Here is a 13,904-nt window from a genome sequence, read left to right as displayed (position 1 = left end):
AATTGCTGACGCCGGAATCACGAACCGGCGTCGGTTATTTCCATGTCGCTTGTAGGCTTCTTGCTGGTTTTAGTGCACCAGCATGCCAGTGAACCAGTAGGCCTGAGCCAAAGTGATCAGGCCGACAATCGTTGCAAAGAATAGGCTGTGCTTGAGGGTGAAGCGGAACAGATCCGACTCCTTGCCCACCAGGCCCGTCGCGGCGCAGGCCACGGCGATCGATTGTGGCGAGATCATCTTGCCGGTCACGCCGCCGCTGGTGTTTGCGGCTACCAGCAACACATCGCTGACACCGATCTGGTGGGCGGTGGTGGCCTGCAACGAGCTGAACAGGGCGTTGGACGAGGTATCGGAGCCGGTGAGGAACACACCAAGCCAGCCGAGGAACGGCGAGAAGAACGGGAATGCAGCGCCGGTCGCGGCCAATACCAGCGCCATGGTGGAAGACATGCCGGAGTAATTGGTGACGAAAGCAAACGCCAACACCATGCCAATCGACAGAATGGGCCAGCGCAGCTCGAACAGTGTCTCTTTAAAAGTGGTAAGACCAGTTTTAACGTTGATCTTAAGTACCAGCATCGAGATCAGTGCGGAGAAGAAGATCGCCGTGCCGGTCGCGGAAATCGGGTCGAATTTGAACACCGCCGCAATCGCCGTGGGCGTTGCCACGATCGGTGCGGTTTTGATCACCAGTTGATCGAGGTGCGCAATTGCGAAGTTGAATACCCAGCTGTACATCGAGCCGCCGGCGGCGAACATCGCCTTGAATGGCTTGAGGGTCCAGATGGTCACCAGCACGGTGAGGATCAGGAACGGCGACCAGGCTTTGAATATTTCCCCCAGGCTGTAGGGCGAAGCTACGGTGGTGCGCTTCTGGCCGAAACCGCCGACGCTGGCGGTGATGGTTGCGCTCGACGTGGCGCCGGCGATTTGCGCGTCGGCGCTGCGTTTCGGCTGCCAGACTTTCAGGAACAAGGTCAGGGAAATCAGGCTGACCAGGGCCGACGTGATGTCCGGCAGTTCCGGGCCAATGAAGTTGGAGGTGAAGTACTGGGTGACGGCAAAGCTCAAGCCCGCAACCAGCGCAGCTGGCCAGGTCTCACGGACGCCGCGCAGGCCATCCATCATGAACACCAGCCAGAACGGTACAAATAACGACAGCAATGGCAGTTGGCGACCGGCCATGGCGCCGATCTTGAATGCGTCGATCCCCGTGACCTGGCCGGCCACGATGATCGGAATCCCCAGTGCGCCGAACGCGACGGGGGCTGTGTTGGCGATCAGGCACAAACCTGCGGCATACAGCGGGTTGAAACCCAGTCCGACGAGGAGGGCGGCGGTAATCGCCACCGGCGCGCCGAAACCGGCGGCCCCTTCGAGGAATGCACCGAAGCAGAAACCGATCAGCAGCACCTGCAAGCGCTGGTCGTCAGTGATCGACAGCACCGAGCTGCGAATAACCTCGAACTGACCACTTTTGACGGTCAGTTTGTAGAGGAATACCGCCGCGACAATGATCCAGGCAATCGGCCATAGACCGTAGGCGAAGCCATACCCGGCAGCGGCGAAGGCCATGTCGACCGGCATCTGGAACGCGAAGATCGCCACGGCAATCGACAGGGCGAGCGTGATGCTGCCGGCTATATGACCTTTGAGGCGGAATACCGCCAAGGCGAGGAAAAAGAAAACGATGGGAATGACGGCCGCGAGTGCGGACACGCCGAGACTGCCGAGCGGGCTGTAGAGCTGTTGCCAGGTTTGCATATGGGGTGGCCCCTAATTGTTGTTGGTCAGGCACTGTCAGCGTTCTTGGATAATTGGTAAGACCAATTTACAATCGCTGTTGGCTAGGGTAAAAGCCTTTATATCGGTGTGTCAATTTGTCGCCCTGAAACTTTTGTCGAACAAGCGGTGCAGATCGCATCTGATCCGGTTCGGGCCAATGTCGTCTGATAGGTGTCGGCAAGGCGCCGATAGGCCAGAATAGAGAGCCCGGCGAGCGGCCGGGGTCGTGGAGAAATGAGTTATGGGGTTTGATCAGATACGTCAGCGCCGTTTGTCTGACGATATTGTCGAGCGACTTGAGGGGATGATTCTCGAGGGCACGTTGAAGTCCGGTGAACGGCTTCCGGCGGAGCGCACGCTGGCCGAACAATTTGGCGTATCACGCCCGTCGCTGCGCGAGGCGATTCAGAAACTGGCGGCCAAAGGTCTGCTGGTCAGTCGCCAGGGCGGCGGCAACTATGTGGTTGAGAGTCTGGGTTCAACGTTCAGCGATCCGCTGTTGCAATTGCTTGAAAGCAACCCTGAGGCGCAGCGCGATCTGCTGGAATTTCGCCACACTCTGGAGGCATCGTGTGCCTATTACGCTGCATTACGTGCTACCGACGTTGATCGTGAACGATTGACCGCTGCGTTCGATGAGCTGCAGGACTGCTATTCGCGACACGACGAAATCAGTCGTGCGGAGGAGGGCGCTGCGGACGCGAAATTTCACCTGGCGATTGCCGAGGCCAGTCACAACGCCGTGTTGCTGCACACCATTCGCGGGCTGTTCGATCTGCTCAAGCGCAACGTCGTGACTAATATTGGCGGCATGTACAAGCAGCGCACGGAAACCCGCGACATGCTGATCACTCAGCATCGGGAATTGTATCTGGCGATTATTGAGGGGCGCGCGGAGCAGGCGCGGGAAGTTTCCAGCCGACACATTCTGTATGTGCAGGAAGTGCTGGAAGAGGTGCGGCAAGAGGTTCAGCGCATGGCGCGAGCGGAGCGGCGTAAGGGGAAGTAGCTTTTTTAAAAGCAAAAGATCGCACCGGCGGCAGTTCCTGCGTGTGGGAGATGTATTTCCCTGTAGGAATTGCCGCCGGCTGCGATCTTTTCAGGCAGAAAGACTCAGTCTTCCTTGCCCTTGTTGCGCACGGCACGCTGCAACTCACGACCTGCATCGCGTTCACGCTCGGTGTCACGCTTGTCGTATTCCTTCTTGCCCTTACCCAGAGCGATCTCACACTTGACCATGTGCTTGCTCCAGTACCAGGACAGGCATACGCAGGCGTAACCCTTTTGCTGCACAGCGGCGGCGAGTTTTTCAAGCTCGCGGCGATTGAGCAGCAATTTGCGAGTGCGCACCGGGTCAGCGATGACGTGGGTGCTGGCGGTCATCAGAGGCGTGATGTGACTGCCGAGCAGCCACGCCTCGCCATCCTTGAGCAGCACATAACTGTCGACCAGTTGCAGCTTGCTTGCCCGCAGACTTTTTACTTCCCAGCCGGCCAGGACCAGACCGGCCTCGAACTTATGCTCGATGAAGTAATCGTGTCGCGCTTTTTTGTTCTGCGCGATGGTCCCTGTTGGGTGTTTCTTCTGTTTAGCCATAGGGGCGGCATTATATGGAGATAAATGGCCGTCGGCTACGGTGATGCTGCGTGCTTGAGCAGGGTGAGTGAATGCCGGACAATGCGGCCTCTATTTCTAACGCTTGGGCGTGATAAACGATGTCGACAGACAAGGTTTCTGTCCACGGCAGTTGGGCTAGCCGCTGGGTATTCATACTCGCCGCGACCGGTTCGGCCGTGGGACTGGGTAGTATCTGGAAATTCCCCTACATGGTCGGGATGTACGGCGGCGGCGCGTTCGTATTGATGTTTCTGGTGTGCATCGCACTGATCGGCATCCCTGTCATGCTCGCTGAAACCCTGATAGGCCGGCGCGCCCGGCAAAGTCCGGCGAATGCCCTGAAGGTGCTGGCGCTTGAGGCTGGGCACTCGCCCAAGTGGTCGTGGGGGGCGTTTGCCGGGATGATCACGGCATTGCTGATTCTGTCTTTCTACAGTGTGGTCGGTGGCTGGTCGCTGGATTACATCATCGACATGGGGCGCGGCGACTTTCAGGGCGCTACGGCTGATCAGGTCGGTGCCTATTTTGGCAATGTCATTGCCGATCCTTGGCGTCTGACACTTTGGCACACGATTTTTATGCTGCTGTCCGCGCTCGTCATCGCCAAGGGCGTGGTTGCAGGGCTTGAGCGCAGCCTGCGGATCATGATGCCGCTGCTGTTCGTGATGATTCTGGTGCTGCTGGGGTACAGCATGACCACTGGGCATTTCATGGAAGGCGTGCATTTCATGTTCGACTTTCACCCGGAAAAAGTCCTCGACGGTTTGCTGCCCGCCATGGGCCACGCGTTCTTCTCTTTGAGCGTGGGCGTTGGCTCGATCATGATCTACGGCGCCTACATGCCCAAGAGTGCGTCATTGTCCGGCACGGTTGTCGGCGTGGCATTGCTCGACACGTTTGTTTCGCTGGTGGCCGGTCTGGCCTTGTTTCCTATTGTGTTCGCCGGCGGACTGAACCCTAGCGAGGGGCCAGGCCTGATGTTCGTCAGTCTGCCATTCGCTTTTGGTAATGTGGCTTTCGGTCAGTTGATGGGCGTTGTGTTCTTTGTTCTGGTGGCGGTTGCGGCTTGGAGTTCGGCAATTTCGTTACTTGAGCCCATGGTTGCCTACCTGGTGGAACGCACGAAAGTCAGGCGTGCCTGGGTGACATTCTGGCTGGCATTCACCTGCTGGTTCGTCGGTTTGGGCACGGTGTTCTCCTTCAATATCTGGAAGGAAGCCAAGTTTTTCGTGAGCGAAGGCGGGATGTTCCATCTCTACCAATGGGGCGCGCAGAGTGGCCTTGATTTCTTCGGTGTGATCGATTTCTTCACCTCGCGGATCATGTTGCCGCTGGGTGGGTTGTGTTTCGTGCTGTTTGCCGGGTGGGTGATGGGGCGTGATGCGGTGCGTGACGAGTTGTCGACTCGTAACCCGGCGCTGTTTGCCCTGTCTTTGTTCTTGATGCGCTATGTGGCGCCCATCGGCATTCTTGTAGTGTTTGCCACCCAGCTCTGGAAGTGACGCTTACATGACGACACATATTCAACGATCGGCGCTGCTGCCGTACCCGGCGCAATTTCTTTACGACCTGGTCAACGACGTGGCGCGTTATCCGGAGTTTTTACCGTGGTGCTCGTCGGCTGAAGTGCTGGAAAGCTCGCCCGAGCATATGCGTGCCAGCGTGGGCGTGGCCAAGGGTGGCCTCAGTCAGCATTTCGTGACGCGCAACACGCTGGTACCTGGGCAATCGATCGAAATGAATCTCGAAGAGGGCCCTTTCAATCAGTTGCACGGCGTATGGGTGTTCAAGGTGTTGAACGAGAAGGCCTGCAAGATCAGTTTGGATCTGTCCTTCGACTACGCGGGGCCGCTAGTGCGCGCCACGCTGGGGCCGCTGTTCAATCAGGCTGCGAATACCCTGGTGGATGCGTTCTGCCAGCGTGCCAAGCAGATGCATGGTTGAATCGATGATCGAGATAGAGGTCGTATTTGCGGCCGTTGATCGTCAGGTGCTGCGTACGGTCAGCTTGGTTGAGGGGGCGACCGTGCGATCGGCGGTGTTTGCCTCGGGTATCGATATCGAGTTTCCCGAGTTGAATCTGTCTGAGTGTCCTCTGGGGATTTTTGGCAAAGTGGTTTCTGATCCGGATGCAAGGCTCGTTCAGGCGGGGGATCGAATCGAGATTTACCGGCCGCTGCTCGCCGACCCCAAAGAGGTTCGGCGTTTGCGTGCGGCTAAAGCAGCTGAAGCCAAAGCTCGAAATCAGTAAGCAAGCCAATCTGCAGGCAATAAAAAACCCGGAACTCCCGGGTTTTTTATTGCCTCGCCAATTATTGCGGCGAGGTGTCCAGCGGCTCTGGTGTCGGAACCGGAACGGTTTCTACACCATCGACTTCCTTCTGGATCTGATCCAGCATGGAACCTGGCTTGACCGGTTTTTCCGGTTTTGGCTTCTCGGCGTTTTCAGCAGGAGCGGTCACGGTAGTGCCACTGTCCTTGCCGAGAATGGCTTCGTCACGGCTTACGCCCGGCATGAAGTCACCAGACAGGCTGACAAGCTGGTCGTTTGAGTTAAAAATAACGCTGATGCGTTCCTGTTGGCGTTCACCGCCACCCGGTTGCAGGCTGTACAGATAATCCCAGCGATTGGCATGGAACGTGTCGGTAAGCAGGGGGTTACCCATGATAAACCGTACTTGCGGCCGGGTCATTCCCGGGCGTAACTGGTCTATCATGTCCTGCGTGACGACATTTCACTGCTGGATGTAGTTTTTGTATACCCCGGGGAATGAACAACCGGCGAGTGCGAGCAGTCCCACAAAGGTGAAACTGGTTAGCAAGAGCTTGGTGTTTTGCATCGGTGGGCGACTTCCACTATCTTGGCTGGGACAACGTAAACGCCGATCATACCCGCATTAAGAGAAGCTGCGAAGCAGCATCGCGAGAAAGCTATCCATGGTTGTTAATAGCGAACTACGCTAAGCCGGTCTGAAAGTGACCCTGCCACGGGTCAAGATCCTGCAAATGCTCGACTCTACCGAGCAGCGTCACATGAGTGCCGAGGACGTCTACAAGGCGTTGATGGAAGCTGGCGAGGACGTCGGTCTGGCCACGGTTTACCGTGTTCTGACCCAGTTTGAAGCGGCTGGTCTCGTGGTCCGTCACAACTTCGACGGTGGCCACGCGGTATTCGAATTGGCCGACGGTGGGCACCACGACCATATGGTTGACGTTGAAACCGGTGAAGTCGTCGAGTTCATCAGCGTGGAAATCGAAAAACTCCAGAATGCAATTGCCGAGGAGCACGGTGTCGAGTTGGTGGATCACAACCTGGTGCTGTACGTACGCAAGAAAAAGTAAGCATGTCGCGCGAATTTCAGGTTCGCGAAACGAGCGAAGGCGACCCAAGGGTCGCCTTCGTGCTTTCTGTCATCTTTAAACTTTGGCAGTGACGACCATCTTTTTCGCATGCGCCAAGGATTCCTTGGTCAGGTCGATGCCGCCCAGCATGCGTGCCACTTCTTCTATTCGGTCGTTCTTGCTCAGCTTGGAGACAGCAGTATGGGTTGCCTGTTCGCCCCGTACCTTGTGTACAAACAGGTGTTGGTGACCTTGCGCCGCCACTTGTGGCAAGTGCGTCACCGTCAGAACCTGTCCGCGTTCACCCAGACGGCGAAGCAATTGGCCGACAATTTCAGCGGTCGGACCGCCAATGCCTACGTCCACCTCGTCGAATACCAGTGTGGGTACGCGGGAGGTTTGCGCGGTAATCACTTGAATTGCCAAGCTGATACGTGACAGTTCGCCACCGGACGCCACTTTCGCCAGTGCCTTCAGGGGTTGGCCGGGGTTGGCGCTGACCAGCAGTTCGACTTGCTCCAGCCCGTTGGGCAGAAGTTCTTCGCTGCTATTGGCGCGCAGCTCAATGGTGAACCGCCCGCCCGGCATGCCCAGGCGTTGAATTTCCTGCTCTACCGCGCTGGCGAGGCTGCCGGCGGCCTGATGGCGCAAATCACTCAGCTCGCGGGCCTTCTCCTGATAATGGCGAGCATAGGAGGCTAGCTCTTCGCTCAAGCGCTCGATGGATTCGTCGTTGGCATTGAGCGTTTCGATTTCATCCAGCAGTTTCTGCTGCATTTCACTGACTTCGGTTGGTTGAATCCTGTGCTTGCGCGCCAGCGTGTAAATGGCATCCAGTCGCTCTTCCAGATATTGCAGGCGAGCCGGGTCGGCATCGAAGTTATCAAGGAAGCGGTTGAGTTCACCAACGGCTTCTTCAACCTGGATCTGCGCGCTGGTCAGCAAGCTGCTTGCTTCGCCCAGTGCGCCGACCGAATTGTTCACACTCGATAAGCGATTGAGGCTGGCGGTCAGCGCATTCAGCACGTTGCCGGAATCACTTTCGCTGCATTGCTCGACCACTTGTCGACAAATACCCAGCAAGGTTTCGGCGTTGGTCAGGTTTTTGTGTTCCTGCTCCAACTGCTCGAGTTCGTTATCGCCGAGGCCGAGATTTTCCAGTTCTTCGAGCTGGTAGCTGAGCAGTTGATGGCGCGCGCGTTGTTCGTCGCCGGAATTGGAGAGGCGCTCCAGCTCCTGGCGTGTCTGGCGCCAACGCTGCGCGGCCAGATGCACTTGGCGCGCCAGGTCGGTAGCGCCGGCGTATTCGTCCAGCAGTCGGCGATGGGTGTCGGTTTTCAGCAGGGACTGGTGTTCATGCTGGCTATGGATATCGATCAGCAATTCGCCGAGAGCCTTGAGATCACCCAGCGGGCAGGGCGTGCCGTTGATATAGCCGCGCGAACGACCTTCGCAGGTGATGACCCGGCGCAGGATGCAGGGGCCGTCGATGTCCAGGTCGCGTTCGGCTAGCCAGGCGCGGGCTTCGGGGATATCGATCAGGTCGAAAGTCGCCAGAATATCGGCCTTGTCGGCGCCCGGGCGCACTACGCCACTGTCGGCACGATCGCCAAGGGTCAGGCCCAGGGCGTCGAGCATGATCGATTTGCCTGCGCCGGTTTCCCCTGTGATCACGCTCATCCCGCGATCGAGTTCGAGATCGAGATGTTCAACGATGGCGTAGTTGTGTACAGACAGGTGCACCAGCATAAAGGCCGCTCCCAGGCTTTAGGTCTGGTTATTTATACAGTGTTTTGTTTCGGGCTGACAATGCCCCCTCTTAGCTCGATTCGCTTGATCGGAAAAATTTCTTAGTGCATTGAGGAATGAGAAAGCGGCACTTTTTTGTAGGGTTAATCATTGAAGCCCCTTGAAGCCTGATTTTGCGTCCCCATATATCGGGACAGAAGCGCGAGTCGAACTCGCGGACGATATTGAAAGGAGAATTCTATGGCTGACGAACAGACAGTAGATAAGCAAAACCCAGAAGCCAATCCAACGCCCGAGGGTTCGGGTGACGACCTGGCGACCCGTGTACAAGTGCTCGAAGAGCAATTGGCCGCCGCGCAGGATCAGTCTCTGCGTGTTGCCGCTGATCTGCAGAACGTCCGTCGTCGTGCCGAGCAAGACGTCGAGAAAGCGCACAAGTTTGCGCTTGAAAAATTCGCCAGCGATCTGTTGCCGATTGTCGACAGCCTGGAGCGCGGCCTCGAGCTGTCGAACCCGGACGACGAAAGTATTCGTCCGATGCGCGAGGGGATCGAGCTGACGCTGAAAATGTTCCACGACACCCTCAAGCGTTATCAGCTTGAAGCGATCGATCCGCATGGCGAACCGTTCAATGCCGTTCACCATCAGGCGATGGCCATGCAGGAAAGCGCCGACGTAGAGCCGAACAGCGTTCTGAAGGTGTTCCAGAAGGGCTACCAGCTCAACGGCCGCTTGTTGCGCCCGGCCATGGTCGTGGTCAGCAAGGCGCCTGCGCCAGTTTCGCCTTCTATTGATGAGCAGGCTTGAAATTAGCCGCAAGGCCCCCATTTAGAAGTCAAGCGTTTAAGTGCTACCGCAGTTAGCCACCACTGCTGCGGCATCCAAATCCAAAGTTTCGGGAGAGTTAACATGGGCAAAATTATCGGTATCGACCTGGGGACTACCAACTCCTGCGTCTCCGTGCTGGAAAACGGCAAAGCAAAAGTTATTGAAAACGCTGAAGGCGCGCGTACCACGCCGTCGATCATCGCTTACGCCAACGATGGCGAAATTCTGGTAGGTCAGTCGGCCAAGCGTCAGGCTGTTACCAACCCGCACAACACTCTGTACGCCGTAAAGCGTCTGATCGGTCGTCGTTTCGACGAAGAAGTTGTGCAGAAAGACATTCAGATGGTCCCTTACAAGATCGTCAAGGCTGACAACAACGACGCTTGGGTTGAAGTAAACGGCCAGAAAATGGCCCCGCCACAAATCTCGGCTGAAATTCTGAAGAAAATGAAGAAGACCGCCGAAGATTACCTCGGCGAGCCAGTGACTGAGGCGGTAATCACCGTTCCGGCTTACTTCAACGACAGCCAGCGTCAGGCGACCAAAGACGCCGGCCGCATCGCCGGTCTGGACGTAAAACGTATCATCAACGAACCAACCGCCGCCGCTCTGGCTTACGGTATGGACAAGGCCAAGGGCGATCACACCGTGATCGTTTACGACCTGGGTGGCGGTACTTTCGACGTTTCGGTGATCGAGATCGCTGAAGTTGACGGCGAGCACCAGTTCGAAGTGTTGGCCACCAACGGTGACACGTTCCTGGGCGGTGAAGACTTCGACATTCGTCTGATCGACTACCTCGTGGACGAATTCAAGAAAGAAAGCGGCATGAACCTCAAAGGTGATCCGCTGGCCATGCAGCGCCTGAAAGAAGCCGCTGAGAAAGCCAAGATCGAGCTGTCGTCCGCTCAGTCGACCGACGTGAACCTGCCGTACATCACTGCAGACGCCACCGGTCCTAAGCACCTGAACGTCAAGATCTCGCGTGCCAAGCTCGAAGCTCTGGTTGAAGACTTGGTTCAGCGCACCATCGAACCTTGCCGCATCGCCATGAAAGACGCTGGTCTGGACGTTGGCGCGATCAACGACGTGATCCTGGTCGGCGGTCAGACTCGTATGCCGCTGGTACAGAAGCTGGTAACCGATTTCTTCGGTAAAGAAGCACGTAAAGACGTTAACCCGGACGAAGCGGTTGCCATGGGTGCTGCGATTCAGGGCGCTGTTCTGGCTGGCGACGTGAAAGACGTTCTGCTGCTCGACGTCAGCCCGCTGACCCTGGGTATCGAAACCATGGGTGGCGTGATGACCGCGCTGATCGAGAAAAACACCACGATTCCTACCAAGAAATCGCAAGTGTTCTCGACTGCCGACGACAACCAGGGCGCTGTGACCATTCATGTTCTGCAAGGTGAGCGTAAGCAAGCCACACAAAACAAATCCCTGGGCAAGTTCGACCTGGCCGACATTCCACCCGCTCCACGTGGCGTGCCGCAGATTGAAGTGACTTTCGACATCGATGCCAACGGCATCCTGCACGTTGGTGCGAAAGACAAGGCCACCGGCAAGACTCAGTCGATCGTGATCAAGGCCAACTCCGGTCTGTCCGACGAAGAAATCGAGCGCATGGTGCGTGACGCCGAAGCGAACGCTGACGAAGATCGCAAGTTCGAAGAACTGGCCGTCGCCCGTAACCAAGGTGATGCACTGGTTCACTCGACTCGCAAAATGGTCTCCGAAGCTGGCGACAAGGTCAGCGCCGAAGAGAAGACTGCGATCGAAGCCGCTGTGGTCGCTCTGGAAGCCGCTGTTAAAGGCGACGACAAGGCTGCCATCGAAGCCAGGGTTGAAGAGCTGTCGAAACTCTCCGCTCCGGTTGCTCAGAAGATGTACGCCGACCAGGCTCAGCCAGCTGATGGTGCAGCCCCGCAAGGCGAATCGGCTGAGAAACCTGAAGACGTGGTCGATGCAGAGTTCGAAGAAGTCAAAGACCACAAGTAAGTTGTTGGTCGGCCGGTTGACTGCCTTTCGGCGGTGACTGGTAGGATGTCGCCGCGCGGGAGCTTGCTCCCGCGTTGGTGTATCTGGAATACGCGAATTTTTACAGCATGCGACAGCGTTCGGATGCTGGCGGTATGGCTGAAAATGCTCCTGCTTTTCACGTCGAAAGTACCGCATGAATCACAGACCAGGATCGTTGAATTGACGTGAGTTGGGTCCGGGCCTGTATTGGGGCTCAACGAGTTTGGCGAGGCTCAGGAGGGGTTTGCCGAACGTCCTTAAGAGTGCAAAGACTTATGGCAAAGCGTGACTATTACGAGGTGTTGGGTGTTGAGCGTGGCGCGAGCGACGCAGACCTGAAAAAGGCCTATCGCCGTTTGGCGATGAAGCATCACCCGGACCGTAATCCCGATGACAAAGCATCGGAAGAACTGTTCAAAGAGGCCAATGAGGCCTACGAAGTATTGTCCGACTCGAGCAAGCGCGCGGCGTTCGACCAGTATGGTCATGCCGGTGTCGACCCAAGCATGGGGGGGGGCGGTGCCGGTTTCGGTGGTCAGAACTTCTCCGACATCTTTGGCGATGTCTTCAGTGACTTCTTCGGTGGCGGTCGCGGTGGTTCCCGTGGCGGGGCTCAGCGTGGCAGCGACTTGCGCTACACCCTGGAACTGAATCTGGAAGAAGCGGTGCGCGGCACAACCGTGAATATCCGCGTTCCGACACTGGTCAATTGCAAGCCGTGCGATGGTTCAGGTGCCAAAAAAGGCTCGTCACCTTCGACTTGCCCGACGTGTGGCGGCATCGGTCAGGTGCGCATGCAGCAGGGCTTCTTCTCGGTGCAGCAAACCTGCCCGCGTTGCCATGGCCAGGGCAAGATCATTTCCGATCCGTGCGACTCCTGCCACGGTGACGGCCGCGTTGAAGAGTACAAAACCCTGTCGGTCAAAGTGCCGGCCGGCGTCGATACTGGCGACCGCATTCGTCTGTCTGGCGAAGGCGAGGCGGGTACTCAAGGTGGTCCGACTGGTGACCTGTATGTCGTCATCAACGTGCGAGAGCACGACATCTTTCAGCGTGACGGCAAACATCTGTTCTGCGAAGTGCCGATCAGCTTTGTCGATGCAGCGCTGGGCGGCGAGCTGGAAATTCCGACCCTCGACGGTCGCGTCAAACTGAAAATCCCTGAAGGTACCCAGACCGGCAAGCAGTTCCGCGTGCGCGGCAAGGGTGTGGCTCCTGTGCGTGGCGGTGGTGCGGGCGACTTGATGTGCCGTGTAGCGGTCGAGACGCCGGTCAACCTGAATCGTCGTCAGCGCGAATTGCTGGAAGAGTTCCGCAGCTCCCTGGCCGATGACAACAGCCACTCGCCGAAAACCACGGGTTGGTTTGACGGTGTGAAGCGCTTCTTCGGCGACTTGTAAGGAGTGGGCATGCGACGTATTGCAGTGATGGGCGCCGCCGGGCGCATGGGTAAAATTCTGGTGGAGGCCGTGCAGCAGCGCGCGCCACTGACCGGGTTGACTGCCGCTGTCGTCCGTCCTGGCAGCACGCTGATCGGGGTGGATGCCGGTGAGTTGGCTTCGCTGGGGCGAATTGGCGTGCCGCTCTCCGGTCATGTGGAAGCGGTCGCTGATGAATTCGATGTATTGATCGACTTCACGCTGCCGGAAGTGATGCTGAAAAATTTGGCGTTCTGCCGCAAGGCAGGCAAGGCCATGGTCATCGGCACCACCGGGCTGGATGCGGCGCAAAAGCAATTGCTGGCCGAGGCGGGTAAGGATATTCCCATCGTCTTTGCCGCCAACTTCAGTGTAGGCGTCAACCTTTCGCTGAAGCTGCTGGACATGGCGGCGCGCGTGTTGGGTGATGATGCCGACATCGAAATCATCGAGGCTCACCACCGCCACAAGATCGATGCGCCGTCGGGTACGGCGTTGCGCATGGGTGAGGTGATTGCCGGTGCGCTGGATCGTGATCTGCAGAAAGTTGCGGTCTACGGTCGTGAAGGCCATACCGGTGCCCGCGAGCGCGAAACCATCGGTTTTGCCACGGTTCGTGGTGGGGATGTGGTGGGTGATCACACGGTGCTGTTCGCCTGTGAGGGTGAGCGTCTGGAGATCACCCATAAGGCATCGAGCCGCATGACGTTCGCCAAGGGCGCGGTGCGTGCGGCGTTGTGGCTGGACGGTCGCGAGCCGGGCCTGTACGACATGCAAGACGTGCTCGACCTGCGTTGATTGACCGTTTGAACCCGGCGCAAACGCCCTGTTTGCGCTGGATTTTCTCCGCCGAGCGACGTCCTGTCGCATTCTCCGGCCTTTTAGGCTCATTAGCGGTGGACCCAAAAAGCCTTTTTCTGTAAGCTACAGCTTTAGTGTGTCCACTAAAAGCGAGCAGAATAATTCAGTGAAGAAGCGGGGTGACGTGTCCATACGTCACTCCGCTTTTTTACAACCTGCGATCGCCCTTTCATGCGTTATTTACGGGAGGTCTTCTTGACTAAGCCAGCCATACTTGCCCTTGCTGATGGCAGCATTTTTCGCGGCGAAGCCATTGGAGCCGACGGTCAAACCGTTGGTGAGGTG

The 13,904-nt window shown here is 57.4% G+C and carries 13 protein-coding genes and 1 pseudogene; 10 read left to right on the top strand and 4 right to left on the bottom strand.

Features of this window, described 5'->3' with window-relative positions; translation table 11 throughout:
• Window positions 1-69: 69 nt before the first annotated feature.
• Window positions 70-1,764, bottom strand: a complete 1,695-nt coding sequence (locus ACIOWA_RS14320; RefSeq protein WP_339465470.1) for a lactate permease LctP family transporter — start codon at window positions 1,762-1,764, stop codon at window positions 70-72.
• Window positions 1,765-2,026: 262 nt separating this feature from the next.
• Here ACIOWA_RS14320 and ACIOWA_RS14315 point away from each other — a divergent pair, with 262 nt between their 5' ends.
• Window positions 2,027-2,794 carry an FCD domain-containing protein gene (locus ACIOWA_RS14315; RefSeq protein WP_339431682.1) on the top strand — a complete coding sequence of 256 codons (768 nt, stop codon included), beginning with the start codon at window positions 2,027-2,029 and terminating at the stop codon, window positions 2,792-2,794.
• Between the two features lie 104 nt (window positions 2,795-2,898).
• On the opposite strand, the gene smpB is transcribed toward ACIOWA_RS14315, so the two are convergent.
• Window positions 2,899-3,381 (bottom strand): SsrA-binding protein SmpB, encoded by a 483-nt coding sequence (gene smpB / locus ACIOWA_RS14310; RefSeq protein ID WP_007915208.1) that lies wholly within the window; start codon window positions 3,379-3,381, stop codon window positions 2,899-2,901.
• Window positions 3,382-3,500: 119 nt separating this feature from the next.
• On the opposite strand from smpB, the gene ACIOWA_RS14305 reads away from it, so the two are divergent.
• From ACIOWA_RS14305 to ACIOWA_RS14295, 3 genes are read left to right on the top strand one after another with little or no spacing between them, the layout of a single operon-like run.
• The gene (locus ACIOWA_RS14305; protein ID WP_339431683.1) at window positions 3,501-4,904 is read left to right on the top strand and encodes a sodium-dependent transporter; all 1,404 of its coding nucleotides are present in this window, start codon (window positions 3,501-3,503) and stop codon (window positions 4,902-4,904) included.
• Window positions 4,905-4,911: 7 nt separating this feature from the next.
• Window positions 4,912-5,346 (top strand): type II toxin-antitoxin system RatA family toxin, encoded by a 435-nt coding sequence (locus ACIOWA_RS14300; RefSeq protein WP_016986510.1) that lies wholly within the window; start codon window positions 4,912-4,914, stop codon window positions 5,344-5,346.
• Window positions 5,339-5,653 (top strand): RnfH family protein, encoded by a 315-nt coding sequence (locus ACIOWA_RS14295; protein WP_339431684.1) that lies wholly within the window; start codon window positions 5,339-5,341, stop codon window positions 5,651-5,653. Before ACIOWA_RS14300 ends, ACIOWA_RS14295 begins: the two co-directional genes overlap by 8 nt.
• Window positions 5,654-5,714: 61 nt before the next feature.
• Here ACIOWA_RS14295 and ACIOWA_RS14290 read toward each other — a convergent pair.
• Window positions 5,715-6,242 (bottom strand): annotated as a pseudogene (locus tag ACIOWA_RS14290) (outer membrane protein assembly factor BamE).
• A 130-nt stretch (window positions 6,243-6,372) separates the two neighbouring features.
• Here ACIOWA_RS14290 and fur point away from each other — a divergent pair.
• Window positions 6,373-6,744, top strand: coding sequence for a ferric iron uptake transcriptional regulator (fur, locus tag ACIOWA_RS14285; RefSeq protein WP_401160392.1), 372 nt, complete (start codon window positions 6,373-6,375; stop codon window positions 6,742-6,744).
• Between the two features lie 75 nt (window positions 6,745-6,819).
• Here fur and recN read toward each other — a convergent pair whose 3' ends face one another.
• Window positions 6,820-8,493, bottom strand: a complete 1,674-nt coding sequence (recN, locus tag ACIOWA_RS14280; RefSeq protein WP_339465471.1) for a DNA repair protein RecN — start codon at window positions 8,491-8,493, stop codon at window positions 6,820-6,822.
• Between the two features lie 240 nt (window positions 8,494-8,733).
• Between recN and grpE the strand changes: the two genes are divergently transcribed.
• The 5 genes from grpE to ACIOWA_RS14255 form a co-directional block, all read left to right on the top strand.
• Window positions 8,734-9,300: a nucleotide exchange factor GrpE gene (gene grpE, locus ACIOWA_RS14275; protein WP_339494049.1), complete on the top strand. Its 567-nt coding sequence runs from the start codon at window positions 8,734-8,736 to the stop codon at window positions 9,298-9,300.
• A 102-nt stretch (window positions 9,301-9,402) separates the two neighbouring features.
• Complete coding sequence (gene dnaK, locus ACIOWA_RS14270; RefSeq protein ID WP_339431689.1) at window positions 9,403-11,319, top strand: molecular chaperone DnaK; 1,917 nt, start codon at window positions 9,403-9,405, stop codon at window positions 11,317-11,319.
• Window positions 11,320-11,615: 296 nt separating this feature from the next.
• Entirely contained in the window at window positions 11,616-12,740 is a 1,125-nt protein-coding gene (gene dnaJ, locus ACIOWA_RS14265) for a molecular chaperone DnaJ (protein WP_221730603.1), read from the top strand.
• Between the two features lie 9 nt (window positions 12,741-12,749).
• Entirely contained in the window at window positions 12,750-13,556 is an 807-nt protein-coding gene (gene dapB, locus ACIOWA_RS14260) for a 4-hydroxy-tetrahydrodipicolinate reductase (protein WP_339494047.1), read from the top strand.
• A 258-nt stretch (window positions 13,557-13,814) separates the two neighbouring features.
• Window positions 13,815-13,904 (top strand): hypothetical protein (locus ACIOWA_RS14255; RefSeq protein ID WP_401160390.1); only part of this gene is annotated, 90 nt, incomplete at its 3' end.

Source organism: Pseudomonas sp. NPDC087614 (assembly GCF_044743485.1).
Classification (GTDB): domain Bacteria; phylum Pseudomonadota; class Gammaproteobacteria; order Pseudomonadales; family Pseudomonadaceae; genus Aquipseudomonas; species Aquipseudomonas baetica_A.
The sequence above is the reverse complement of the archived record's forward strand: the minus strand, read 5'-3'. Positions and strand labels throughout refer to the sequence as shown.